Genomic DNA, 24015 nt, shown 5'->3' with positions numbered 1-24015 from the left:
GCCGCAGCATCGAGCCATGTCCGTCATCGAGGTGCGCCATCTGCGCAAGGCCTACGGCGGCCACGTCGTGGTCGACGACGTGTCGTTCGACGTGGGCGAGGGGGAGATCGTGGGCATCCTCGGGCCGAACGGGACCGGTAAGACCACCACCGTGGAGTGCATCGAGGGGTTGCGCTCCCCGGACGGTGGATCGATCTCGGTGCTCGGCCTGGACCCGCAGCGCGATCGGGCGGCGCTGCGCCGCGTGCTCGGCGTGCAGCTGCAGGCCGGGGAGCTGCCGGAGCGGCTGCGGGTCCGCGAGGCGGTGGAGCTGTTCGCCGCGTTCTACGAGGACCCCGCCGATCCTGCGGAGCTGATCGACCGCTGGGGGCTCGGCCCCAAGCGCGACGCGTTCTACCGGGACCTGTCCGGCGGGCAGCGGCAACGGCTGTCGATCGTGCTCGCGCTCGTCGGCAGGCCGCGGGTGGCGATCCTCGACGAGCTGACCACCGGGCTCGATCCGCAGGCTCGCCGCGACACGTGGGCGGCGATCGAGCAGATCCGCGGCGAGGGGGTGTCCGTCCTGCTGGTCACGCACATCATGGAGGAGGCTGAACGGCTCTGCGACCGGGTGGCGGTCTTCTCCGCGGGCCGCGTCGTCGCCGTGGACAGCCCCGCCGGGCTGATCGCCGGGCTGGCCGGCGGGCAGCGGCTGCGGTTCCGGCCGTCCGCACCCGTCGACGAGGCGGTGCTGCGGGCGCTGCCCGAAGTCGACGCCGTGCGCCGGCACGGGCCGGACCTGGAGATCACCGGCCGCGGCGAGCTGTTGACCGCCGTCACCACGCGGCTGGCCCGCCTCGGCGTGGTTCCCACCGGACTGCGGGTCGAACAGGCCCGGCTCGACGACGTCGTCGTCGCGCTCACCGGCCACGAGCCCGTCGAGGAGCCCGCATGACCGCGCGATCCGCCACCGCTGTCCTCGCCCGCACCGAGGCCCGGCTGTTCCTGCGCGAGCCCGGCACGCTCCTGCTCGCGCTGCTGCTGCCCACCGTCCTGCTCGTCGGACTCGGCGCGGTGCCTGCCCTGCGCGAGCCGTCCCCTGCGTTCGGTGGCCAGGCGTTCCTGAGCGGGTACACCCCGTCGCTGCTCGGCTGGAGCCTCGCCTTCCTCGCCCTGCAGACGATGCCGGCGAACCTGGTCGCCTACCGGGAGAAGGGGATCCTGCGGAGGCTGGCCATCACGCCGGTGCGGCCCGCGGTCGTGCTGCAGGTGCAGCTGCTGCTCAACGTCGTCACCGCCGCGATCGCGATGGTGCTCGTGGTCGTCGTGGCCGTCGGGGTGTTCGGCAGCGCGCCGCCGCGGCACCCGCTCGCCTTCGCCGCCGCGTTCGTGATCGGCAGCGCGTCGATGTTCGCACTCGGCCTGCTCATCGCCGCGCTGGCGCCACGGGCGAAGGCGGCCGCCGCGCTGGGCACCCTCGGGCTGCTCGTCACCCAGTTCTTCGGCGGGCTGTACCTGCCGAGGTTCCTGCTGCCCGAGGTGATCGTGCGGATCGGCGAGTTCGTCCCGCCCGGCATCGGGGCGTTCCAGTCGGCGTGGACCGGCGACGGAGCCACCCCGGTTCAGCTCACCGTCCTGTCCGCGGTTGCCGTCGTCGCTACCGTTGCTGCGGTGAGGTACTTCCGGTGGGAGTGACCACCGCCACCCGGCGGTCCAGCCGCTTCGACGGGGACCGCATCGCATCGGTCGAGAACCGGATGGACGCCGTCCTCGTCCGGTGGACGCCGTACGTCGGCCTGGCGATCGGGCTCGGCACGACCCCGCTCATCGCCCGCGACGAGGCGTGGGTCTGGTACGGCGTGCTGCCGTTGTCGGCCGTGCTGGCCGGGTGGGCGTGGTGGTTCGTCGGATCGACCCCGCCGCGCGCGCAGGGGCGGCGGGCCGGGCCCGTCTACGTGACGGGACTGCTGGCGCTGATGGCGCCGCTGGTGTGGTTCTCCCCGCTGTTCGGTTTCCTCGCGATCGCCGCGTACTCGGCGGCGTTCGGCTTCCTGCCCGGCCGCTGGCGCTACGTCGGCCTCCTCGTCGCGTCGGCGATCGTCTCCTACACCTACCTGGGCGGGCGGTTCGCCGAGTTCAGTCCGTTGCTGCTGGTCGGGTGGGCGATCCTGGTCGTGGTCAACACGTTCGTCGCGGGGATCTTCACCTGGTACGGCGGGTTCACCGCGGAGCTCAGCCGAGCCCGCCGCGCGATCATCGAGGAGCTCGACGACGCCAACGCGCGGCTGTCGGCGGCGCTGGAGGAGAACGCCGCCCTGCACGCCCAGCTGCTCGTCGCCGCCCGCGAGGCCGGGGTGCGGGAGGAGCGGGCGCGGATGGCCCGGGAGATCCACGACACCATCGCCCAGAGCCTGACCGGCATCGTCGCGCAGCTGGAGGCCGCCGACGTCGCCGACCGCGCGAACGACGCCCAGCTGCGCCGCCACCACATCGACACCGCCCGCGCGCTGGCCAGGGAGAGCCTCACCGAGGCGCGCCGCTCGGTCGCCGCGCTCGCCCCGAGCCGGCTCGCCGAGGCCCGGCTGCCCGAGGCGATCGCGGAGATGGCCAAGCGGTGGGCCGAGACGAGCGGGATCGCACTGCACATGGAGACCACCGGCGAGCCGGTGCCGCTGCTGGCCGATCTCGAGGTGGCGCTGTTCCGGGTGGCGCAGGAGGCGCTGACCAACGTCGGCAAGCACGCCGGCGCCACCCGTGTGGGGCTCACCCTGAGCTACATGGACGACGTCGTCGTGCTCGACGTGCGCGACGACGGCCGCGGCTTCGACCCGGCCGCCCACCGCGGACCTGCCGGCGGGTCCGGTTTCGGGCTGGCGGCGATGGAGCAGCGGCTGCTGCGCGTGTCCGGCCGGTGGGAGATCGAGAGCGAGCCGGGGGAGGGCACCGCCGTCTCGGCCGCGGTGCCGGCGATCCCGGCCCAGGAGCGGGACGAAGGATGATCCGGGTACTCATCGTCGACGACCACCCCGTCGTGCGCGACGGCCTGCGCGCCGTGATCGACGCCGAACCCGACATGACCGTCGTCGGGGAGGCGGGGCACGGCGCGGAGGCGCTCGCGCGACTGCCCGGCGCGGCGGCCGACGTCGTGCTGATGGACCTGCGGATGCCGACCATGGGCGGGGTCGACGCGATCCGCGAGCTGCGCCGCACCCATCCCGGCGTGCGGGTGCTGGTGCTGACCACGTTCGACACCGACAGCGACGTGCTGCCCGCGATCGAGGCCGGCGCCACCGGCTACCTGCTCAAGGACACCCCGCGCGAGGAGCTGCTGCGGGCGATCCGCGCGGCGCACCGGGGTGAGGCGGTGCTCTCCCCGGCGGTCGCCGGCCGGCTGATGGGCCGGGTGCGCGACCGCTCGGCCGAGCAGCAGCCGCCGCAGCAGGCGCTCTCGGCGCGCGAGCTGGAGGTGCTGCGGTTGGTGGCCGCCGGCGCCACCAACCGCGAGGCGGCCCGCCAGCTGTTCATCAGCGAAGCGACCGTGAAGACCCACCTGCTGCACATCTACGCCAAGCTGCAGGTCCGCGACCGGGCCTCCGCCGTCGCAGCGGGCTACCAGCGGGGGCTGCTCAGCGCCTCCGGCTGATCACGCCGGGATCACTCCGTGGGTGGGATCGGCACCCGCACCGCGTAGAGCAGTCCGGTGCCGACCCTGCGGAACCCGAGCCGTTCAGCGACCGCGACGCTGGCGGCGTTGTCCGGTGAGGTCGTCCACGCGGGGACGTGGCCGCGGGCGCGGATGTCGGCGCACAGCGCGGCCGACGCGGCGCGCGAGTAGCCGCGGCCGCGGTGCGCGGAATCGGTCACCACGCCCAGCTCCTCGTACACCTCGCCCAGGAAGAACGCGACCGCGATCGACACCAGCCGGTCCTCGACGAACACCCCGCGCGCCGTCCCGGACCCGGCCATACCGGCGGCGCCGCCCCACGTCTTGTGGATCCACGCCCCGTCGGCATCGAAGGTCTCGATCGCGGCGGTGTCGGCGGGGCCGAGCAGCCGGGCGTCGATGCCGGCGATCCGCTCCGGCACCTCGACCTCGGCGGGCAGCTCGAACATCACCCGGTCCCACGGCGTGACGCCGGGATCGGCCTGGCGCAGGACCGGCAGCCACTCCGGCGGTGCGTCGACGAAACCCTCCAGCACGTCGAGCGCCTCCGGCCGGACGGCTCCGGGATCGCCGCGCAGCGCGGCGTTGCCCGGGGCCTGCGCCAGCACCGCGCGCGGCTCGTCGAGCCGGTCGGCGTAGAAGCTCCCGATGCCGGTCCGCGCCACGTGCGCGGCGCACATCGCGCCGCCGGGCCGCTCGGGAGCGAACCAGGCGGCGAACCGCCGCCGATCGTCCGCGGCAATCTCGTGCATGCAGAGACTGTGCCGCTCTCCCGGCCGTGCGGCGAGGGGCGTCCGGGTGTCAGGACTCCGCTTGGGCGAGCTCCACGATCGTCGCGCCCGCAGCGGCCTTCTGGACCGCCTCGACCCCCTTCTTCGCCGCCGCTTTCGACGAGTACCCCTGCCCCGTCGCCACGACCTCACCGTTGCCGGCCTTCAAGCGGAACCGGTACTTGCCGTCCTTGCCCGCGTAGATCTCGAACTTCCCGGCCATCGTCGTGCTCCCTTGCTCGACGGATATCGGCGGTTCGATCCGGTGGAACGTAGCGCGACTGCGGCGAATGCGCTGCTCCTGATCGCCCGGTTCGCCCAACGGGGCTAGGCCGGGTCCCTTCGGTCCGCAGGCGCGGATCCGTGCGGCCGCCGCCCGGATGCCGCGGCGCGGGCCGAGCGTGCGCACCGCGTCGAGGGCGTAGGCGCTGCAGCTGGGCGTCTGCGGGCAGGCCGGGGTGAACCGGGTGAGCCGGCGCTGGTAGCCGCGGATGAGCGCCGACCACGAGCTCCGTCCCGCGCCGGCGGGGCAGCACGTGCGCGTGAGCTGCAGCAGCGACGACGGCGCGAGGACTCGGATCGGCAGCGCCGACAGAGACACCGGGAAGACAGGGACACCGAGAAAGAGACAGGAGGTTGAGGTCGCACGCGTCGCAGTCGCAGCCGTCGCAGCACCCGTCGCTGCTGCTGCTGCGCCGGCCGCCTGCGCCCACCGAGGCGCCCGCCCGCCGCTGCACCGCCCGCTGCCGCCGCAGCCACCGGGGAGCGAGCAGCCGTCGGACACCGCGTCGGCGACCGCATCGGCGCCGTCGCCGCGCTGCTCCTTCCGGCGGCGGCGCGCTTCCTCCTCGCGACGCTTCCGCTCCTCCTCCTCCGCGCGCGCAACCCATCGGTGGCAGGGGTGCGGCGGATCACCAGGTCAGGCGCGCAGCCGCAACCCTTTCGGCGTGACCCGGAACCCGGCCTCGGTGAGCACCTCGGCCACGTCGCTGGTGAGCGACGCCTCGCCGTCGGCCTTCGCCACGGCGAGCGAGCCCAGCCAGCCCTCGTGCACGGCACCGGCCAGCGCCCGTGCGGCCGCGGCGAGCTCCGCCCGATCGGTGGTGAACGACAGCAGCGACCGGCCGCCGCGCTCCACGTACATCGCGGGTGCCCCGTCGACCAGCACGACGAGCGCGCCCGCCTTCCGCCCGGGCCGGTGGGTGGTGTCGCCGACTGTGGCGGGCCACGGCAGCGCGGCCCCGTACGGTTGGGCGGGGTCCGCGGCGGCGAGCACGACCGCGGGCGGTCCGGTGGTCCGCGGCGACGGCGCTGTGGGCGGCGGGGGCCGCTCCCAGCCCGGCTCGGGTGTCCACCGCGACGTGGGCTCCTCCGCGGCCGGCTCGGCGGTTGCGGGCTGCCAGCGCGGCGCAGGCGGGTTCACGGGAGGGGCCGGCGGTGGAGCCGGCGGGGTCTCCTCGCCGACGGGCCGCGCCAGCGCCCGGATCCGGTCGATCGCGCCGGGCACCGCGAACTGGGCGGCGCCCAGGCCTTCGACGACGTAGCCGCGCCGCACCCGGCCGGAGTCCTCCATCGCCCGCAGCACCCGGTACACCCCGGAGAACCCGCCGGTCACCCGCTCAGTGCCGAGCGCTCCCCTGGTCAGCACGCCGTGCCGCTCCAGGAACGACTCGGCGCGGGCGTGCATCCGCCGCGTGGGATCGGGTTCGCGGTCCATCACGAGCGCCCAGCGCCCCGCGACGGTCGGCGGTCCGCTGCGGGTCGGCATCGCCGGGCGGGCAGCCCGCAGCTGCGCGTAGCGGCCCCGGGCCGGGCTGCGGCGCGGTCGGTGCGTGCTGCGCCCTCCGGAGAGCCGGGCCCGCAGCGGGGCGAGCGTGTCGTTGGTGAGCAGGCCCGCCCACACCAAGTCCCACAGCGCGGCCACGAGCACGTCGTCGGACGGGGCCGGCTCACCGGCGTCGAGCAGGATCCGCCCGGCCGCGTCGGCGAGCGGCCGGAAGAACAGCGCCGCCCCGGTGTGCTCGATCCGCGTGCCGGGATCGGGTTTGCCGAGCGCGGCCAGCAGCGCTCGGTGCACCGGTGTGCTGACCGCGTCCGGCTCGGGATCGGGCAGCAGCAGATCGGCGACGTCGGACGGCGCCACCGCCAGCCAGCCGTCGTTGCCGGGGAGGGTGCCGCAGCCGGTCCAGGTGACCTCCCCGGCCGCGGTGAGCTCGTCGAGCAGCGCGGGGGAGTAGCCGGGCAGCCGGGCCGGCAGCACCAGCGACTCCAGCGCGCTCGCCGGCAGTGGCGCACCGGCCAGCTGCTCCACCACACCCAGCACGTCCTCGGGGCCGGGAGCCCGGCGGATGCGGCGCCGCGGCACCCCGTTGCCGGTGGGGGCGGACTGCACGCCCTGCCACGTCGGCAGGAACCGGCCGAGCGCCCGCGGCTCCACCGGCTCCACCTCTGCCCGCAGCCGCGCGAGCGACGCCCGCCGCAGCCGGCGCAGCACCTCCGCGTCGCAGTACTCGACGCCCTCCCCACCGGGCCGCAGCTCGCCGCGGACCAGCCGGCCCGCGCCGACCAACCGGTCGAGCACCCCGCCGACGACGGCCACGCCCAGGCCGAACCGGCGGGCCGCGGCCGTGGCGGGAAACGGGCCGTGGGTGCGGGCGTAGCGCAGCAGCAGGTCGCCCAGCGGGTCCGGCACCGGCTCGGTGAACGCCTCCGGCACCCCCACCGGCAGCGCGGTGCCGAGCGCATCGCGCACCTTGCCGCAGTCCTCGATGGCCAGCCACCGCTCCTCGCCGGCGATCCGCACCCGGACAGCCCGCCGGGCGGCCTCCAGCTCGCGCAGCCACTCCTCGGCGACTCCGCGCTGCGCGGCTTCCTCGGCGGTCAGATCGCCGAGGAAGCGCAGCAGGTCGGCCGCGCCCTCGACGTCGCGGGCGTGCCGCTGCGGGGTGAGCCGCTGCAGCGACTGCTCCACCTCGGCCAACACCGCGGGATCGAGCAGCTCCCGGATCGCTTCGGTGCCCAGCAGCTCGGCGAGCAGCGTGGAGTCCAGCGCAAGCGCGGCCGCGCGCCGCTCGGCCAGCGGGGCGTCCAGCTCGTAGAGGAACATCCCGACGTAGCCGAACAGCAGGCTGCGCGCGAACGGCGACGGCGCGGGCGTCTGCACCTCCACCACGCGGACCCGCCGCGCCGCGACGTCGCTCATGAGCTGAGTGAGCCCCGGCAGGTCGTAGACGTCCTGCACGCACTCGCGCATCGCCTCGAGCGTGATCGGGAAGCCCTCGTACTTGCTGGCCACCGCGAGCAGCTGCGCCGCCCGCTGCCGCTGCTGCCACAGCGGGGTGCGGCGCTTGGGATCGCGCCGCGGCAGCAGCAGCGCCCGCGCCGCGCACTCGCGGAACCGGGCCGCGTACAGCGACGACGATCCCAGCTCGGCCACGACGATCTGCTCCACTTCGCCGGGGTCGAGCAGGATGTCCTCGGCCGTCGGCACGACCTCGGCGCCGGACTCGTCGACCGCGTCGGGCAGCCGCAGCACGATGCCGTCGTCAGCGGCCGCCGCCCGCGCGTCCACTCCGCGCCGCTCCCGCAGCCGCGCGGAGATCGCCAGCGCCCACGGCCCGTTCACCTGCGAGCCGAACGGCGAGTGGACCACCACCTGCCAGTCGCCGAGCTCGTCGCGGAACCGCTCGACGAGGATCGTGCGGTCGCTCGGCACCTGCCGGGTGGCCTCCCGCTGCTCCCGCAGGTAGGCGATGAGGTTGTCGGTCGCCCACTCGTCCAGGCCCGCGGCCGCCGCCCGCTCCCGCGCTGTCTCCTCGTCGAGCCCGGACATCTCGCGCACGAACGCGCCCACTGCGCGGCCCAGCTCCAGCGGCCGCCCGATCGACTCGCCGCGCCAGAACGGCATCCGCCCCGGCTGGCCCGGCGCCGGAGTGACGATCACCCGGTCGTGGGTGATGTCCTCGACCCGCCACGTCGACGTGCCCAGCAGGAACACGTCGCCGACGCGGGACTCGTAGACCATCTCCTCGTCCAGCTCGCCCACCCTCGACCCGGACCCGTCCGCCCCGCCCGGCGTGGTGACGGTGAACAGCCCGCGGTCGGGGATCGTGCCGCCGGAGGTGACGGCCAGCCGCTGCGCGCCCGGTCGCGCGGACAACCGGTCGGTGACCCGGTCCCAGGTGATGCGGGCACGCAGTTCGCCGAACTCCTCCGACGGGTAGCGGCCGGCGAGCATGTCGAGCACGGCGTGCAGCGCGGAGTCGGGGAGCGCGGCGAACGGGGCGGCCCGGCGCACCACGGCCGCCAGGTCGGCCACCGACCAGGTGTCCATCGCGACCATCGCCACGATCTGCTGGGCCAGCACGTCGAGCGGGTTGCGCGGGTAGCGCAGCGACTCGATCGCGCCGCCGGCCATCCGCTCGGCGACCACCGCGCACGAGACGAGATCACCGCGGTACTTGGGGAACACCACCCCGCGGGAGACCGCGCCGACCTGATGGCCCGCCCGCCCCACCCGCTGCAGCCCGGACGCGACGCTGGGCGGCGCCTCCACCTGCACCACGAGGTCCACCGCGCCCATGTCGATGCCCAGCTCCAGGCTCGACGTGGCCACCACGCACGGCAACCGCCCGCTCTTCAGCTCCTCCTCGACGAGGATCCGCTGCTCGCGCGCCATCGACCCGTGGTGGGCCTTCGCCACGATCGGCGGCGCACTGCCGCCGGTGCCGGAGGCCCCGATCGCCTCGGCGGGGAACTCGCCGAGATCGACGATGTCCTCCCCGGCCGCTTCCCCGGCAGCCGCCTCCTCGGCGGCCAGCTCGTTGAGCCGGGCCGTGAGCCGCTCGGCGAGCCGGCGCGAGTTGGCGAAGACGATCGTCGAGCGGTGCGCGCGCACCAGCTCCAGCAGCCGCCGCTCCACCGCCGGCCAGATCGACGGGCGCACCGCGGTGCCCGCCGCGGACCCGACCACCTCCTCCTCCGAGCTGCCCGGCGCGGGCCGCTCGTCAAGGGCCGAGAGGTCGGGAACCGGCACCTCGACGGAGATCTCGATCGTCTTCGGCGTCGGCGGCGCCACCACCTTCACCGGCCGGGCCCCGGCCAGGAACGTGGCCACCTCGTCGATCGGGCGCACGGTGGCCGACAGCCCGACGCGTTGCGCAGGCCGCGGCAGCAGGGCGTCGAGCCGCTCCAGCGACAGCGCCAGGTGCGCGCCCCGCTTGGTGCCTGCCACGGCGTGCACCTCGTCGACGATCACCGTGCGCACCCCGCGCAGCGCCTCCCGGGCCGCCGAGGTGAGCAGCAGGAACAGCGACTCCGGGGTGGTCACGAGCACATCGGGCGGGGTGCGCGCGAACGACCGGCGCTCCTCGGCCGGGGTGTCGCCGGTGCGCATCCCCACCGTGATCTCCGGGACCGGCAGCCCCAGCCGCTGCGCGGCCTGGCGGATGCCCGCGAGCGGCGAGCGCAGGTTGCGCTGCACGTCGACGGCCAGCGCCTTCAGCGGTGAGACGTACAGGACGCGGCAGCGGTGCGCCGGTTCCTCCGGCGGCGACTCGGCAGCGAGCCGGTCGAGCGCCCACAGGAACGCGGCGAGCGTCTTGCCCGACCCGGTGGGTGCGACGACCAGCGCGTGCTTGCCGGCCTGCGCGGCCCGCCACGCCCCCTCCTGGGCCGCCGTGGGCGCGTCGAAGGCTCCCCGGAACCACGCGGCGGTGGCGGGGGAGAAGCCGTCGAGCGGGGACGGTGCGGTCACGGCACCCATCATGCGCCCGAGCACCGACCTTTTCGTGCCGAGCGGTGTCCGTACAGGTCAGACCAGTTGGCGCGGAGCATCGACGGCGGAGCATCGACGGCGGGGGATCAGTAGCGGAGGATCAGCGGCGGGAATCGGCGGCGGAGGACTCCGGCGCGCCGCCCGCCGCGGCCGCCGCGCCGGCCCGGTCGGGGCCGGACCGCCGGGCGCCGGGACAGCAGCCCGGGCAGCGCGGATCGCGCACGTCGACGTCGATGTGCCGGGAGCCTGGCTGCGCAGCAGCGGCAGCGGCGGAGGCGGTGGCGGGCCTCCGCCGGGTCGCCGAGCCCGAGGGGGGAGTGCGCCTCCGGCGGATCGTGGTCGCGGGTTGATGAGCACCACGTCCTGTTCGAGGACGGGCGCTGCCCGAGCGCGTCCGGCCCCCGGGCCGCCGCCGTCTCCGCGGCCACGGCGGCGGCGACCTCCTCGTGCAGGACCGCCGCGGGGCACGAACCAGGGGAGGCGCTCGTCGAGGTCGGGAGGGGACGACAGCACGTCCACGCGCGCCGTCCCTCCACCCGCGGGAGGGGGCCGGGCGATCGACTCACTTGCGGCGGTTGTGGTACCACCAGCGCAGCATCGTGGCCAGCGAGGCGAGGATCGCGATCAGCGCGAAGCCCTGCCACAGCGGCGAGGACAGGTCGGTCAGCCCGGTCACGACGCCACCGTCCCCGGCGCGGGCTCGGCCGGCCACTCCGGAGCCGCCGCCCCGTAGGCGGGCGGGGGATCCGGCCAGGTCAGCGGTCGCCCGCCGACCGTGCCCGGCGGCCGGGCCAGGGTCAGCACCCCGGCGGGCGCCGGCACGTCGACGACGTACGGCGCGGGATCGACCTGCTCGACCGGCTCGGGCTCCGCGGTGCGCGGCAGCCCCTGCAGCCAGGCCGCGGTGGCGACCAGTGCGAGCCGGTAGCCCGGGGTGCCCCCGTCCGTGCGCTGGCGGCGCAGCCCGAGCAGCGCGGCCGCGGCGGCGAGGTACCCGGTGGCGTGGTCGAGCAACTGGCACGGCAGGGCACCCGGCTCCTCGGGCGAGCCCTCGTCGACGGCGATGCCGCACGCGGCCTGCACGAGCGAGTCGAAGCCCCGGCGGGCGCCCCACGGCCCGCGGTGGCCCCACGCCGACAGCGACACGACGACCAGGCCGGGATGCCGCTCGGCCAGCGCCTCGGGGGAGAGCCCGAACCGGTCCAGCGCACCCGGCCGGTACCCGGTGACGACGACGTCGGCGCCGGCGAGCAGCTCCTCCAGCACCGCGGCGTCGGTGCGGGCGTCGAGCAGGGCGCTGCGCTTGCCCGGCAGCGTGTCCCACGCCTGCGCGGGCAGCTCCGGGCGGTCCGGGGGATCCAGCCGCAGCACGTCGGCGCCGTGGGCGGCGAGGGTGCGGGTGGCGACCGGTCCGGCGATCACGCGGGTCAGGTCGAGCACCCGGGGCCGCCGCTGCGGCCGGGGCGCGGCCGGCGCGAGATCGATCCGCTCGACCAGCGGCGGAGCAGCGCCGAACTCCGCCCACCACGCGTCGGCCGTCCGCACCGCGGCGGCCACGCCGCCCGCGGCGTGCAGCGCCTCCTCCAGGTCGACCGCGCGCCACCCGGCGATCGCGGCGGCGGCGTCCTCCTCGCGCGCCGCGCCGAGGACCTCGAGCGCGGCGGCGCGGTGCCACGGGTAGTTGGCGTGCAGCCGGATCCAGCCGTCCGCGGTGCGGTGGAACGCGGAGAGCGGGGCGAACGCCGCACCGGGCGACCGCCCGTCGATCCGCAGGTACCGCTCGCTGCACAGCGCCACGGCCAGCCCGCGGGTGTCGACCGCGACGGGCCCGGACGCGGCGGCGAGCAGGCTCGCCCCCACCGCGGCCGCGCCCGCGCCGGTCACCGCGTGCCGGGAGGGCAGCGTGTGCGCCGGCCCGGTGATCTCCAACCGGTCCAGCTCACCGGGCTCCCCGCCCAGCTGCTCCCAGATGTGCGCCGCGACGGCCCGGGCATCGGTCACGACGTCAGCCTGCCATCTACCGTGGTACGGGTGCGACTGACCCAGTTCCGTGAGCTCATGGAGACCGAGTTCGGCGCGCTGCGGGCCGCAGCGGTCTCCCGGGACCACGTGTTCGCCCAGCTCGGCGGCCGGACGGTCGAGGAGGCGCTGGAGCACGGCATCGACCCGCGGGAGGTCTGGAAGGCCGTCTGCGAGGAGTACGACGTGCCGCCGGTGCGGCGGTAGTTCGTCGCGCGGGCGCCGGTGGGCGCGCGATCCCAGCCGCCGGGCGTGTCGGTCTCGGCTTTCGAACACCCGTTCGCTAGGGTGTTGTCCACATCGGGGGCGAGCCGTCCACAGGCCCGGCGCTCGTCCGCGAAATGTCGGTGGTCGCCTCTACCGTCATTTCCGCCAGCACGAATCGTTCCCCGGATGGCACGAGAAGACGACTGAACACCCGATCGACACACTGATCGACCTACCGAGCACGAGGTGGAGACGGCGATGACCGCACCCGACCGCGAGAAGGCGCTGCAGCTCGCCCTCGCCCAGATCGAGAAGAGCCACGGCAAGGGCTCGGTGATGCGCCTCGGCGACGACACCCGGCCGCCGATCGGGGTGATCCCCACGGGGTCGATCGCCCTCGACGTCGCGCTGGGTGTGGGTGGCCTGCCGCGCGGGCGCATCATCGAGATCTACGGCCCGGAGTCCAGCGGTAAGACCACGGTCGCGCTGCACGCCGTGGCGAACGCGCAGGCCAACGGCGGCATCGCCGCGTTCATCGACGCCGAGCACGCGCTCGACCCGGAGTACGCCAAGGCGCTGGGCGTCGACACCGATGCGCTGCTGGTGTCGCAGCCCGACACCGGTGAGCAGGCGCTGGAGATCGCCGACATGCTGATCCGCTCCGGCGCGCTGGACATCATCGTGGTCGACTCGGTGGCCGCCCTGGTGCCGCGCGCCGAGATCGAGGGCGAGATGGGCGACAACCACGTCGGTCTGCAGGCCCGGCTCATGAGCCAGGCCCTCCGCAAGATCACCGGTGCGCTGAGCTCGTCCGGCACCACGATGATCTTCATCAACCAGCTGCGCGAGAAGATCGGCGTGATGTTCGGCTCGCCGGAGACCACCACGGGTGGCAAGGCGCTGAAGTTCTACGCGTCCGTGCGCCTGGACATCCGGCGCATCGAGACGCTCAAGGACGGCTCCGAGATGGTGGGCAACCGCACCCGCGTCAAGGTCGTCAAGAACAAGGTCGCGCCGCCGTTCAAGCAGGCCGAGTTCGACATCCTCTACGGCGTCGGCATCAGCCGCGAGGGTTCGCTGATCGACGTGGGCGTCGAGCAGGGCATCATCCGCAAGTCCGGTGCCTGGTACACCTACGAGGGCGACCAGATGGGCCAGGGCAAGGAGAACGCCCGCAAGTTCCTGCGGGAGAACCCCGACGTCGCGGCCGAGATCGAGAAGCGGATCAAGGAGAAGCTCGGCGTCGGCCCGCAGGTCGACGCCGACTCGGTCGACCCGCTGCCGGCTCCGGTCGACTTCTGAGGTGAGCGAGGGCTCGTTCCGGCTGGATCGGATCCGGTCCGAGTCGAGGGAGTTCGACGAGCCCCCGGTGGTGTCGGTGGCCGGGCTCGCGGGTCGGGTCGCCGAGGAGGCCCCGACCGCCGACCTCGCCTCCTCCGACCTCGCCTCCTCCGACCTCACTGCAGGCTCCTACGCTTCCGGGTCGTCGGTGCGAGTCGCCGATCTGGGCGCGGCCGGGAAGGACGTGGCGGTCCCGGCCGCGCTGTCGGCGGACGAGCTCGCCGCCGCGGGCGGCACGACCGCCACCGCTCCGGCGGGCAAGGCGGCGACCGTCGCCGAGCTCGCTCGGGCCATCGGCGCCCGCACCGCGTCGTCGAACCGCACCGCGTCGTCGAACCGCACTGTGCGTCCCCGGCGTGAGCGGGAGAGGCCCGGTCCCGGGGCTGAGGACGAGCGTGCGGGCCCGCGGAAGGAGCAGGCGCACGAACGGGCGCAGCGGCCGGCCGCTCGCGCCCAGGAGGCCGGCGCTGCCGATCCGGGTGTTGATCCCGTCGCGGCCGCGAAGGAGATCTGCCTGCGCCTGCTCACCGACCGGGCGCGCACCCGGCACGAGCTGGCCCAGGCGCTGAAGAAGAAGGGAATCCCCGACGAGGCCGCCGACGAGGTCCTGTCCCGCTTCGGCGAGGTCGGCCTCATCGACGACGCCGCGTTCGCCGAGCAGTGGGTGCGGTCCCGCCACCGCTACCGCGGCCTGGCGCGCCGCGCGATCGCCGCGGAGCTGCGCCGCAAGGGCGTCGACGACGAGGTCGTGGGGGAGGCGCTGGCCGAGGTCGACCCGGAGGCGGAGGAGGCCCGCGCCCACGAGCTGGTCGTCAAGCGGCTGCGCACGATGACGATCACCACGCGCGAGCAGCAGCTGTCCGCGGCGCGGCGGCTGGTCGGGATGCTCGCCCGCAAGGGCTACGACCCCGGCACCGTGTACGGGGTGGTACGGCGCGCGCTGGCCGAGCGCGGCGCCGAGCTGGCCGAGGTGGACACCGGGCTGGAATCCGAACCGGACGTTCCGGACCACTCTGACGGGTAACCGCAACTCCTCCGCGCGTCCGGGCGGCGACGGTCGGTGGCCGTCGATACGGTCGAGTGCATGGCTCTCCGCGCCCGCGACATCATGACCACCCGCGTGGTCACCGTTCGTGCAGATGCTCCGCTGTCCCGGGCAGAACGACTGCTGCGGGAGTACAGCTTCAGCGCGTTGCCGGTCGTCGACCAGGCTCACCGGCTGGTCGGCATGATCAGTGGGATCGACGTCCTGCGGTACCGGGCCGAGCGGGGCACCGACACGGACGACGTGATCGTGGCCGACGTGATGACGCCCGACGTCATCGCGATGAAGCCGGACTCGAACATCTCGATCCTCACCCACCGCCTGCGGGCGTACGGGGAGCTGCGGGTGATGCCGATCGTCGACCGCGGCTACCTCGTCGGCGTCGTGACCCGCAGCGACCTGCTGCGGCCGCGCCGGCGCGGCGGGGCGCTCGCCCGGGTGGCGGCCCGGCTGACCGGCTCACGGCCGGACGAGGAGTCGCGGGTCGAGCTCGCGCGGCGCCCGCCGCGGCACGAGTCGCCGGACTGGTCGCGCGAGGACCTCACGGTGGCCGACGTGATGACCAGCGGCGACCTGGTCACCGCGACCGCGGACACGTCGACGGAGGAAGCGATCGAGCTGCTGACCCGCCACCGGTTCTCGGCGCTGCCGGTGGTGTCGGGCGATGACCTGCTGGTCGGCATCGTCAGCGAGGCCGACCTGCTGCGTGACCCGCTCGACGGGCGCGCGTCCACCCGGTCCCGCACCGTCGGCGGGGCGATGACCCGCGAGGTCGTCACCGTGCCCCCGGAGGCGTCGGTGCAGGTGGTGCTCGGCGAGTTCGTCGAGCACGGGCTGCGGGTGGTGCCGGTGGTGTCCGAACGCCGCCTGGTCGGGATCGTGAGCCGCTCCGACCTGCTCTGAACCCCGGCCCACGGGCTAACCGGACTCCCGCCGGGGCAGCACGAGCACCTCACCGGCGAACCCGCCGGCGGCGGTGAGGTCGCCGAGGAAGTCCAGCAGGGTCCTGCGGAACGCGGTGGTGGCGTGGCTGGGGGTGAGGTCGGCGCGGCGGGCCAGCGCGACCGTGCGGTAGACGGGCGGGTTCAGCACGGTGCGGCGCAGCCGCGGCCGCCCGGCGAAGACCAGGTCCGGCACCACCGCGAAGCCGGTGCCGGCCTCGACGAGCTGCAGCACCGCGTCCATCTCCCCGCCCTGCACCGCGACCCGCGGGGTGAGACCGGCCTCGGAGAACGCCCGCAGGGTCGTCTCGCGCACGTCGTAGCCGCGGCGGGGGAGCACGAGCGGGCGGCGGGCGAGCTCGCGGATGTTGATCGAGCCGCGGCCCGCCGGGTGCTGCGCGGCCGGTGACGCCACGGACAGCCGCTCGCGCAGCAACGGCTCGGTGTGCAGCGCCGGATCGACCCCGGTCGGCGGAACGATCACCAACGCGATGTCGAGGTCGCCGCGCACCAGCCCGGCCTCCAGCGGTTGCGAGCCGCTCTCGGTGAGCTCCAGGGAGATCTCCGGGTACTGCTCGTGGAACACGCGCAGCACGTCGGCGAGCACGCCGATGCACAGCGAGGGGGTGGCGCCGACGCGGACCCGGCCGCGGCGCAGCCCGACGATCTCGGCGACCGTGCGACGGGCCGCGGCGGCGTCGGTGAGCATGCGACGCGCCAGCGGCAGCAGGGCCTCGCCGGCCGGGGTCAGGGTGGGCCCATCGCGGCCGCCGCGGTCGACCAGCTCAGCCCCCAGCTCGGTCTCCAGTGCCTTGAGCTGCCGCGACAGCGTGGGCTGGGCCACACCCACGGACTCGGCTGCGCGAGTGAAGCTCCCCACGTCCGCGACAGCGACGAAGTACGCGAGCTGCTGGAGTGTCACGGGTATAGCGTACGGCTATCGAGACAGGCGATTCGATGCATTGGACGTCGGGCGTCGCGCCGATCAGTCTCTCGCCTCATGGTGACTCTCGGCCAGCGGGCTACGAAGCCCACCGCCCGGGTGCGTGTGACGTCGCTGCAGCTGAAGCTGATCATGGCCGTCAGCGGGGCGATCCTGATCGCCTTCCTGATCGTGCACATGCTCGGCAACCTGAAGCTGTTCTTCGGCGCCACCGCGATCGACGAGTACTCGGCGTGGCTGCGGACGGCGGGTGAGCCGGCAGTGCCGGCCGGCACGCTGCTCTGGGTGACGCGGATCGTGCTGCTGGCCGCGGTGATCGGGCACATCTGGTCGGCCGCGGTGCTGACCGGTCGCGCACACCGGGCCCGGCCGGTGCGCTACGTCCACCGTCGCCCGGTCAACGGCAGCTACGCGGCTCGCACGATGCGGTGGGGCGGCGTGATCATCGCCCTCTTCGTGATCTACCACCTCCTCGACCTCACGACCGGCACGCTGAACCCGCACGGCGTGCACGGGGAGGTCGCGGCGAACCTGATCGCCGACTTCGCTCCCGAGCGCTGGTACGTGACGCTGTTCTACGCGCTCGCCGTCATCGCCCTGGCCTTCCACGTGCGCCACGGGGTGTGGAGCGCTCTGCAGACGATCGGCCGATCCAGCGCGGCGACCCAGGCCACCCTCAAGGGGGTGGCGCTGGTCTTCGCGGTGCTGTTGGCGGTCGGGTTCCTCTCCGTTCCGTTCGCGGTGATGACAGGGCTGGTGAGCTGATGTACTCCGACTACATCGTCGGTGAGCCGATCGCCGACACCAAGGCCCCCGACGGGCCGATCGAGGGCCGCTGGGAGGCTCGCCGGTTCGGCGTGAAGCTGGTGAACCCGGCCAACAAGCGCAAGCTGACGATCATCGTCGTCGGCACCGGCCTGGCCGGCGCCAGCGCGGCCGCGAGCCTCGCCGAGCTCGGCTACAGGGTCAAGTCGTTCTGCTACCAGGACAGCCCGCGCCGCGCGCACTCGATCGCCGCGCAGGGCGGCATCAACGCTGCGAAGAACTACCGCAACGACGGCGACAGCGTGCACCGGCTGTTCTACGACACGGTGAAGGGCGGCGACTTCCGCGCGCGGGAGTCGAACGTGCACCGGCTGGCCGAGATCAGCGTCCAGATCATCGACCAGTGCGTCGCGCAGGGCGTGCCGTTCGCCCGTGAGTACGGCGGTCTGCTCGACAACCGCTCGTTCGGCGGCACCCAGGTCTCCCGCACGTTCTACGCGAAGGGGCAGACCGGGCAGCAGCTGCTGCTCGGCGCATACCAGGCCCTGCAGCGCCAGGTCGACGCCGGCGGCGTGGAGATGTTCGCCCGCCACGAGATGCTCGAGCTGATCGTGGCTGACGGCCGCGCCCGCGGCATCGTCGTGCGCGACATGGTCACCGGCGAGATCGAGACCCACCTCGGCGACGCCGTGGTGCTCGCGACCGGCGGCTACGGCAACGTCTTCTACCTGTCGACGAACGCCAAGGGCTGCAACGTCACGGCGAGCTGGCGGGCGCACCGCAAGGGCGCCTACTTCGCCAACCCCTGCTACACCCAGATCCACCCGACCTGCATCCCGGTGAGCGGCGACCACCAGTCGAAGCTCACCCTGATGTCGGAGTCGCTGCGCAACGACGGCCGCGTGTGGGTGCCGAAGGCCAAGGGCGACACCCGCGCCCCGGCCGACATCCCCGAAGACGAGCGCGACTACTTCCTGGAGCGCCGCTACCCGTCGTTCGGCAACCTGGTGCCGCGCGACATCGCCTCCCGCGCCGCGAAGACCGTGTGCGACGAGGGCCGCGGCGTCGGCCCGGGTGGCCTGGGCGTCTTCCTCGACTTCGCCGACGCGATCCAGCGGATGGGCCGTGCGGCCGTGGCGGCGAAGTACGGGAACCTGTTCCAGATGTACCAGCGCATCACCGGCGAGGACCCGTACGAGGTCCCGATGCGCATCTACCCGGCCGTGCACTACACGATGGGCGGCCTGTGGGTCGACTACGACCTGCAGTCGACGATCCCCGGCCTGTTCGTGGTCGGCGAGGCGAACTTCTCCGACCACGGCGCCAACCGGCTCGGCGCGTCCGCGCTGATGCAGGGTCTGGCCGACGGCTACTTCATCCTGCCCGTCACCATCGGTGACTACCTCGCCCGCGGCGTGCCGCCCATGGCGAACGACCACCCAGCCGTCCGTGAGGCCGTGACGTCGGTGCAGGAGCGCATCAACAAGCTCCTGTCGATCAACGGCTCGCGCACGGTGGATTCGTTCCACCGCGAGCTGGGCCGCCTGATGTGGGACGAGTGCGGCATGGAGCGCACCGAGGCCGGCCTGCGCAAGGCGCTCGAGCGCATCCCCGAGCTGCGCCAGGAGTTCTGGGAGAACGTCAAGGTCCCGGGCTCGGCCGACACGCTCAACCAGTCGCTGGAGAAGGCCGGCCGCGTGGCCGACTTCCTGGAGCTGGCCGAGCTGATGTGCCTGGACGCGCTGCACCGCGCCGAGTCGTGCGGCGGCCACTTCCGCGCCGAGAGCCAGACGCCGGACGGCGAGGCGCTGCGCGACGACGAGAACTTCTCGTACGTCGCCGCCTGGGAGTTCACCGGCACCGGCCAGCCGCCGGTGCTGCACAAGGAACCCCTCGTGTTCGAGTACGTCCACCCCAGCCAGAGGAGTTACGCGTGAGGCTCACGCTCAAGGTCTGGCGGCAGTCGGGTCCCGACGACGCCGGCAGGCTCGTCACCTACCAGGTCGACGACGCCAGCGAGGACATGTCGTTCCTCGAGCTGATCGACGTGCTCAACGAGCGCCTGATCCTCGACGGCGAGGAGCCCGTCGCGTTCGACCACGACTGCCGTGAGGGCATCTGCGGCGCCTGCAGCATGGTGATCAACGGCGAGCCGCACGGCCCGCAGAAGGCCACCACGACCTGCCAGCTGCACCTGCGGCACTTCCGCGACGGCGAGACGATCACCGTCGAGCCGTTCCGCGCCGGCGCGTTCCCCGTGGTGCGCGACCTGGTGGTCGACCGGTCGGCGTTCGACCGGGTGATCGCCGCCGGCGGCTACATCACCGCACCGACGGGCACCGCGCCCGAGGCGCACTCGGTGCCCGTCCCGAAGCCGCAGGCCGACCGCGCGTTCGCCGCGGCCACCTGCATCGGCTGCGGCGCGTGCGTCGCGGCGTGCCCGAACGGGTCGGCGTCCCTGTTCCTCGGCGCGAAGATCACCCACCTGGGTGAGCTGCCGCAGGGGCAGCCGGAGCGCTACTCGCGGGTGCTGTCGATGGTGGAGCAGCACGATGCCGAGGGCTTCGGCGGCTGCACCAACACCGGCGAGTGCGCGGTCGCGTGCCCGAAGGAGATCCCGCTCGACGTCATCTCCCAGCTCAACCGCGACTACCTCGCCGCGAAGACGAGCAAGCGCAAGGCGGGCGCAGCTCCCGCCAAGAGCTGAGCCCGTCCGGGATCGACAACTGCACACTGCACCTTTCCGTCCCCGCCCGGCCCGTGCGTCGGAGGACGACCTCGTCGTGATCAACAGGCGAATCGATCACGGCGACGGCGTTCTCGGCGCGGGGCGGGCGGGGACGGCGTGAGACACGTCACGATCGACATCACAGCCCCGTCAACCGGTAGAGCCGGACGGGGCTCCTCGTCGTAGGCTCCGCGGCAAGTTTCTTCAACCCCGTCGTCGTGGGAGTGCCGCGACGGCGACACCGGGAAGACGAGGAACACACTGACGTGTCATCCACCACAGATGCGTCCGCCGGCCGGGCGCAGATCGCGGAACGCACCCTCCGTACCGATCGGTGGTGGTTCCCGCCGCTGCGGGACGCCATCCTGCTCGTCCTCTGGGTCGCGTACGCGACGGTGCGTGCCTTCCAGCAGGACTGGTACTTCACCGCCGATCAGAACTACAACTACCTGACCCCGTTCTACTCCCCGTGCTTCTCGGTCGGGTGTGTACCGGAGGCGTCGCACTTCGGCCAGTTCCTGCCCGACTGGTGGTTCCTGCCCTACGCGGCGATCACGCTGCCGTTCCTGCTGCTGTTCCGATTGACCTGCTACTACTACCGGAAGGCCTACTACCGGGCCTTCTGGCTCTCGCCGCCGGCGTGCGCGGTCGCCGAGCCGCACCGCACGTACACCGGTGAGACCCGCTTCCCGCTGATCGCGCAGAACCTGCACCGCTACTTCTTCTACGCCGCGGTGATCATCTCGGTGATCAACACCTACGACGTGGTGGTCGCGTTCATCAACAAGGACGGCTCGTTCGGCCTCGGCCTGGGCAACCTGATCCTGCTGGCCAACGTGATCCTGCTGTGGGCCTACACGATCTCCTGCCACTCGTGCCGCAACATCGTCGCCGGCCGGCTCAACCACTTCTCCAAGCACCCGCTCCGCTACAAGGCGTGGACCTTCGTCTCGAAGCTCAACGCCCGTCACATGGAGCTCGCGTGGACCACACTCGCCTCGCTGGCGATCACGGACTTCTACATCATGGCCGTCTCCGCGGGGTGGATCTCCGACCTGAGGATCGTGGGGTGACCCGATGACCGCATCGGCAGCAACATCAGAGGAAATCGAGCACCACACCTTCGACGTCGTCGTCATCGGGGCGGGCGGCGCCGGCCTGCGCGCCGCCATCGAGGCCCGGCTGCAGGGCAAGCGCACCGCGATCATCACGAAGTCGCTGTTCGGCAAGGCGCACACGGTGATGGCCGAAGGCGGATGCGCGGCCGCCATGGGCAACGTCAACCCGAACGACAACTGGAAGGTGCACTTCGCCGACACCATGCGCGGGGGCAAGTTCCTCAACAACTGGCGCATGGCCGAGCTGCACGCCAAGGAGGCCCCCGACCGCGTCTGGGAGCTGGAGACCTACGGGGCGCTGTTCGACCGCACCCCGGACGGCAAGATCAGCCAGCGCAACTTCGGCGGCCACACCTACCCGCGGCTCGCGCACGTCGGCGACCGGACCGGCCTGGAGCTGATCCGCACGCTGCAGCAGAAGATCGTCTCATTGCAGCAGGAGGACCACGCCGCCACCGGTGACTACGAGTCTTACATCAAGGTCTTCCACGAGACCACGATCACCGAGCTGTTCAAGACCGACGGGCGGATCTCCGGCTGCTTCGGCTACTTCCGGCCCACCGGGAAGTTCGTCCGCTTCGACGCGCCGGCGATCGTGCTGGCCACCGGCGGCGTGGGCAAGAGCTACTCGGTGACGTCGAACTCCTGGGAGTACACCGGCGACGGGCACGCGCTGGCCCTGCGCGCCGGCGCGACCCTGATCAACATGGAGTTCCTCCAGTTCCACCCGACGGGCATGGTCTGGCCCCCGTCGGTGAAGGGGATCCTGGTCACGGAGTCGGTGCGCGGCGACGGGGGCGTCCTGCGCAACTCCGAGGGCAAGCGGTTCATGTTCGACTACATCGCGGACGTCTTCAAGAACCTCTACGCCACCACGGAGGAGGAAGCCGACCGCTGGTACACCGACCCGGACAACAACAAGCGCCCGCCGGAGCTCCTGCCGCGCGACGAGGTCGCGCGCGCGATCAACGCCGAGGTGAAGGCCGGCCGGGGCAGCCCCCACGGCGGGGTCTACCTCGACGTCTCGACGCGCCTGTCGCCCGAGCAGATCCTCAAGCGGCTCCCGTCGATGTACCACCAGTTCAAGGAGCTGGCCGACGTCGACATCACCAAGGAGCCGATGGAGGTCGGCCCGACCTGCCACTACGTCATGGGCGGGATCGAGGTCGACCCGGACACCGGCATGTCGGTCGTGCCCGGCCTGTTCGCGGCGGGTGAGTGCTCCGGCGGCATGCACGGTTCGAACCGGCTCGGCGGCAACTCGCTGTCCGACCTGCTGGTCTTCGGCCGTCGCTGCGGCCTCGGCGCCGCGCAGTACGTCGACGGCCTGGACGCGCGCCCCCAGGTGCAGGAGGCCGACGTCGTCACGGCCACCGAGCGGGCGCTCCTGCCGTTCACCACGGCCGCCGAGGGCGGGGAGAACCCGTTCGTCGTGCACCAGGAGTTGCAGAAGACCATGCACGAGCTCGTCGGCATCATCCGCAAGGCCGACGAGATGGAGCTGGCGCTGAAGAAGCTCGAGGACATCGCGGTGCGGGCCCGCACGGTCTCGGTCACCGGTGGGCGGGCGTTCAACCCGAACTGGCACCTCGCGCTCGACCTGCGCAACATGCTGCTGGTCTCCATGTGCGTGGCGAAGGCCGCGCTGGAACGCAAGGAGAGCCGCGGCGGCCACACCCGCGACGACTACCCCGTCATGGACCCCGAGTGGCGCAAGGTGCTGCTGGTGTGCTCGGCGGAGGGCGAGGACAACGTCCGGCTGGAGCGCAAGGAGCAGGTCCCGATGCGGCCCGACCTGCTCGACCTGTTCGAGATGGACGAGCTGAAGAAGTACTTCACCGGTGAGGAGCTCGGCGGGCACCGGGCCACCGCGCAGGAGGGTGCGAAGTGAGCTACTGGGCGCGATTCCGGGTGTGGCGGGGTGACTCCGAGAAGGGGGAGCTCGTCGACTACCCGGTCGAGGTCAACGAGGGCGAGGTGGTCCTCGACGTCGTGCACCGGCTGCAGCAGACCGAGGCACCCGATCTCGCGGTGCGCTGGAACTGCAAGGCCGGCAAGTGCGGCTCGTGCTCGATGGAGATCAACGGGCGGCCGCGGCTGGCGTGCATGACCCGGATGAACACGTTCGCCGAGGACGAGGTCGTCACGATCACACCGCTGCGCACCTTCCCGGTCATCCGCGACCTGGTCACCGACGTGAGCTTCAACTACACGAAGGCCCGCGAGGTGCCCGCGTTCGCCCCGCCGCCGGACCTCAAGCCCGGCGAGTACCGGATGCAGCAGGTCGACGTCGAGCGGAGCCAGGAGTTCCGCAAGTGCATCGAGTGCTACCTGTGCCAGAACACCTGCCACGTGGTGCGTGACCACGAGGAGAACAAGCAGCACTTCGCCGGCCCGCGCTACCTCATGCGGATCGCGGAGCTGGACATGCACCCCCTCGACGCGGCCGACCGCAAGCGCGCGGCGCAGGAGGAGCACGGGCTGGGCTTCTGCAACATCACCAAGTGCTGCACCGAGGTCTGCCCGGAGAACATCAAGATCACCGACAACGCGCTGATCCCGCTCAAGGAGCGCGTCGTCGACCGCAAGTACGACCCGCTGATCTGGCTCGGCAACAAGATCTTCAAGCGCGGGGACGTCCGCGCGGCGAAGCAGTAGCGGGTTCCCCGACGAACGGCACTTTCGTCAGCGATGCTGCTGACGAGAGTGCCGTTCGTCG

19 protein-coding genes are annotated in these 24015 nt (G+C 73.1%); 14 read left to right on the top strand and 5 right to left on the bottom strand.

Going from position 1 to position 24015, the window contains the following annotated elements; translation table 11 throughout:
• The first annotated feature begins 16 nt into the window (after positions 1-16).
• Genes BUE41_RS06780 through BUE41_RS06765 form a run of 4 tightly spaced genes read left to right on the top strand, consistent with a single transcriptional unit; the run spans position 17 to position 3622 of the window.
• The gene (locus BUE41_RS06780; protein WP_073456013.1) at positions 17-934 is read left to right on the top strand and encodes an ABC transporter ATP-binding protein; all 918 of its coding nucleotides are present in this window, start codon (positions 17-19) and stop codon (positions 932-934) included.
• Positions 931-1674, top strand: coding sequence for an ABC transporter permease (locus BUE41_RS06775; protein ID WP_073456012.1), 744 nt, complete (start codon positions 931-933; stop codon positions 1672-1674). The genes BUE41_RS06780 and BUE41_RS06775 overlap by 4 nt, the downstream gene beginning before the upstream one ends.
• The gene (locus tag BUE41_RS06770) at positions 1665-2978 is read left to right on the top strand and encodes a sensor histidine kinase (protein ID WP_234997016.1); all 1314 of its coding nucleotides are present in this window, start codon (positions 1665-1667) and stop codon (positions 2976-2978) included. Before BUE41_RS06775 ends, BUE41_RS06770 begins: the two co-directional genes overlap by 10 nt.
• Positions 2975-3622 (top strand): response regulator, encoded by a 648-nt coding sequence (locus tag BUE41_RS06765; RefSeq protein WP_073456011.1) that lies wholly within the window; start codon positions 2975-2977, stop codon positions 3620-3622. Before BUE41_RS06770 ends, BUE41_RS06765 begins: the two co-directional genes overlap by 4 nt.
• 11 nt (positions 3623-3633) lie before the next feature.
• Here BUE41_RS06765 and BUE41_RS06760 read toward each other — a convergent pair whose 3' ends face one another.
• The 4 genes from BUE41_RS06760 to BUE41_RS06740 form a co-directional block, all read right to left on the bottom strand.
• On the bottom strand, positions 3634-4395 hold the full coding sequence (locus tag BUE41_RS06760) for a GNAT family N-acetyltransferase (RefSeq protein ID WP_073456010.1): 762 nt from the start codon (positions 4393-4395) through the stop codon (positions 3634-3636).
• Between the two features lie 49 nt (positions 4396-4444).
• Entirely contained in the window at positions 4445-5014 is a 570-nt protein-coding gene (gene yidD / locus BUE41_RS29520) for a membrane protein insertion efficiency factor YidD (protein ID WP_159444868.1), read from the bottom strand.
• A gap of 318 nt (positions 5015-5332) precedes the next feature.
• Positions 5333-10168, bottom strand: coding sequence for an ATP-dependent helicase (locus tag BUE41_RS06745; protein ID WP_456107109.1), 4836 nt, complete (start codon positions 10166-10168; stop codon positions 5333-5335).
• Between the two features lie 693 nt (positions 10169-10861).
• On the bottom strand, positions 10862-12190 hold the full coding sequence (locus BUE41_RS06740) for a CoA transferase (RefSeq protein WP_084754525.1): 1329 nt from the start codon (positions 12188-12190) through the stop codon (positions 10862-10864).
• 30 nt (positions 12191-12220) lie between these two features.
• On the opposite strand from BUE41_RS06740, the gene BUE41_RS06735 reads away from it, so the two are divergent.
• The 4 genes from BUE41_RS06735 to BUE41_RS06720 all read left to right on the top strand — a co-directional run bounded on the left by BUE41_RS06735 (position 12221) and on the right by BUE41_RS06720 (position 15704).
• Positions 12221-12415 carry a DUF3046 domain-containing protein gene (locus tag BUE41_RS06735; RefSeq protein WP_200803787.1) on the top strand — a complete coding sequence of 65 codons (195 nt, stop codon included), beginning with the start codon at positions 12221-12223 and terminating at the stop codon, positions 12413-12415.
• Between the two features lie 258 nt (positions 12416-12673).
• Positions 12674-13717 (top strand): recombinase RecA, encoded by a 1044-nt coding sequence (gene recA, locus BUE41_RS06730; protein WP_073456311.1) that lies wholly within the window; start codon positions 12674-12676, stop codon positions 13715-13717.
• 1 nt (position 13718) lies between these two features.
• Positions 13719-14780, top strand: a complete 1062-nt coding sequence (locus BUE41_RS32655; RefSeq protein WP_073456008.1) for a regulatory protein RecX — start codon at positions 13719-13721, stop codon at positions 14778-14780.
• A gap of 60 nt (positions 14781-14840) precedes the next feature.
• Positions 14841-15704 (top strand): CBS domain-containing protein, encoded by an 864-nt coding sequence (locus BUE41_RS06720; protein WP_073456007.1) that lies wholly within the window; start codon positions 14841-14843, stop codon positions 15702-15704.
• 15 nt (positions 15705-15719) lie between these two features.
• On the opposite strand, the gene BUE41_RS06715 is transcribed toward BUE41_RS06720, so the two are convergent.
• Positions 15720-16664 carry a LysR family transcriptional regulator gene (locus BUE41_RS06715; protein ID WP_073456006.1) on the bottom strand — a complete coding sequence of 315 codons (945 nt, stop codon included), beginning with the start codon at positions 16662-16664 and terminating at the stop codon, positions 15720-15722.
• A 78-nt stretch (positions 16665-16742) separates the two neighbouring features.
• Between BUE41_RS06715 and BUE41_RS06710 the strand changes: the two genes are divergently transcribed.
• The 6 genes from BUE41_RS06710 (at position 16743) to BUE41_RS06685 (ending at position 23954) form a co-directional block, all read left to right on the top strand.
• Complete coding sequence (locus BUE41_RS06710) at positions 16743-17450, top strand: succinate dehydrogenase cytochrome b subunit (protein WP_073456005.1); 708 nt, start codon at positions 16743-16745, stop codon at positions 17448-17450.
• Positions 17450-19387, top strand: coding sequence for a fumarate reductase/succinate dehydrogenase flavoprotein subunit (locus BUE41_RS06705; protein ID WP_073456004.1), 1938 nt, complete (start codon positions 17450-17452; stop codon positions 19385-19387). The genes BUE41_RS06710 and BUE41_RS06705 overlap by 1 nt, the downstream gene beginning before the upstream one ends.
• Positions 19384-20157 carry a succinate dehydrogenase/fumarate reductase iron-sulfur subunit gene (locus BUE41_RS06700; protein WP_073456003.1) on the top strand — a complete coding sequence of 258 codons (774 nt, stop codon included), beginning with the start codon at positions 19384-19386 and terminating at the stop codon, positions 20155-20157. Before BUE41_RS06705 ends, BUE41_RS06700 begins: the two co-directional genes overlap by 4 nt.
• Positions 20158-20444: 287 nt before the next feature.
• Complete coding sequence (locus BUE41_RS06695; RefSeq protein ID WP_073456002.1) at positions 20445-21251, top strand: hypothetical protein; 807 nt, start codon at positions 20445-20447, stop codon at positions 21249-21251.
• A 4-nt stretch (positions 21252-21255) separates the two neighbouring features.
• The gene (locus BUE41_RS06690; protein WP_073456001.1) at positions 21256-23187 is read left to right on the top strand and encodes a fumarate reductase/succinate dehydrogenase flavoprotein subunit; all 1932 of its coding nucleotides are present in this window, start codon (positions 21256-21258) and stop codon (positions 23185-23187) included.
• Entirely contained in the window at positions 23184-23954 is a 771-nt protein-coding gene (locus tag BUE41_RS06685; RefSeq protein WP_073456000.1) for a succinate dehydrogenase/fumarate reductase iron-sulfur subunit, read from the top strand. Before BUE41_RS06690 ends, BUE41_RS06685 begins: the two co-directional genes overlap by 4 nt.
• Positions 23955-24015 lie beyond the last annotated feature (61 nt).

Origin of the sequence: Pseudonocardia thermophila, from assembly GCF_900142365.1 — a bacterium.
Taxonomy (GTDB): domain Bacteria; phylum Actinomycetota; class Actinomycetes; order Mycobacteriales; family Pseudonocardiaceae; genus Pseudonocardia; species Pseudonocardia thermophila.
The sequence above is the reverse complement of the archived record's forward strand: the minus strand, read 5'-3'. Positions and strand labels throughout refer to the sequence as shown.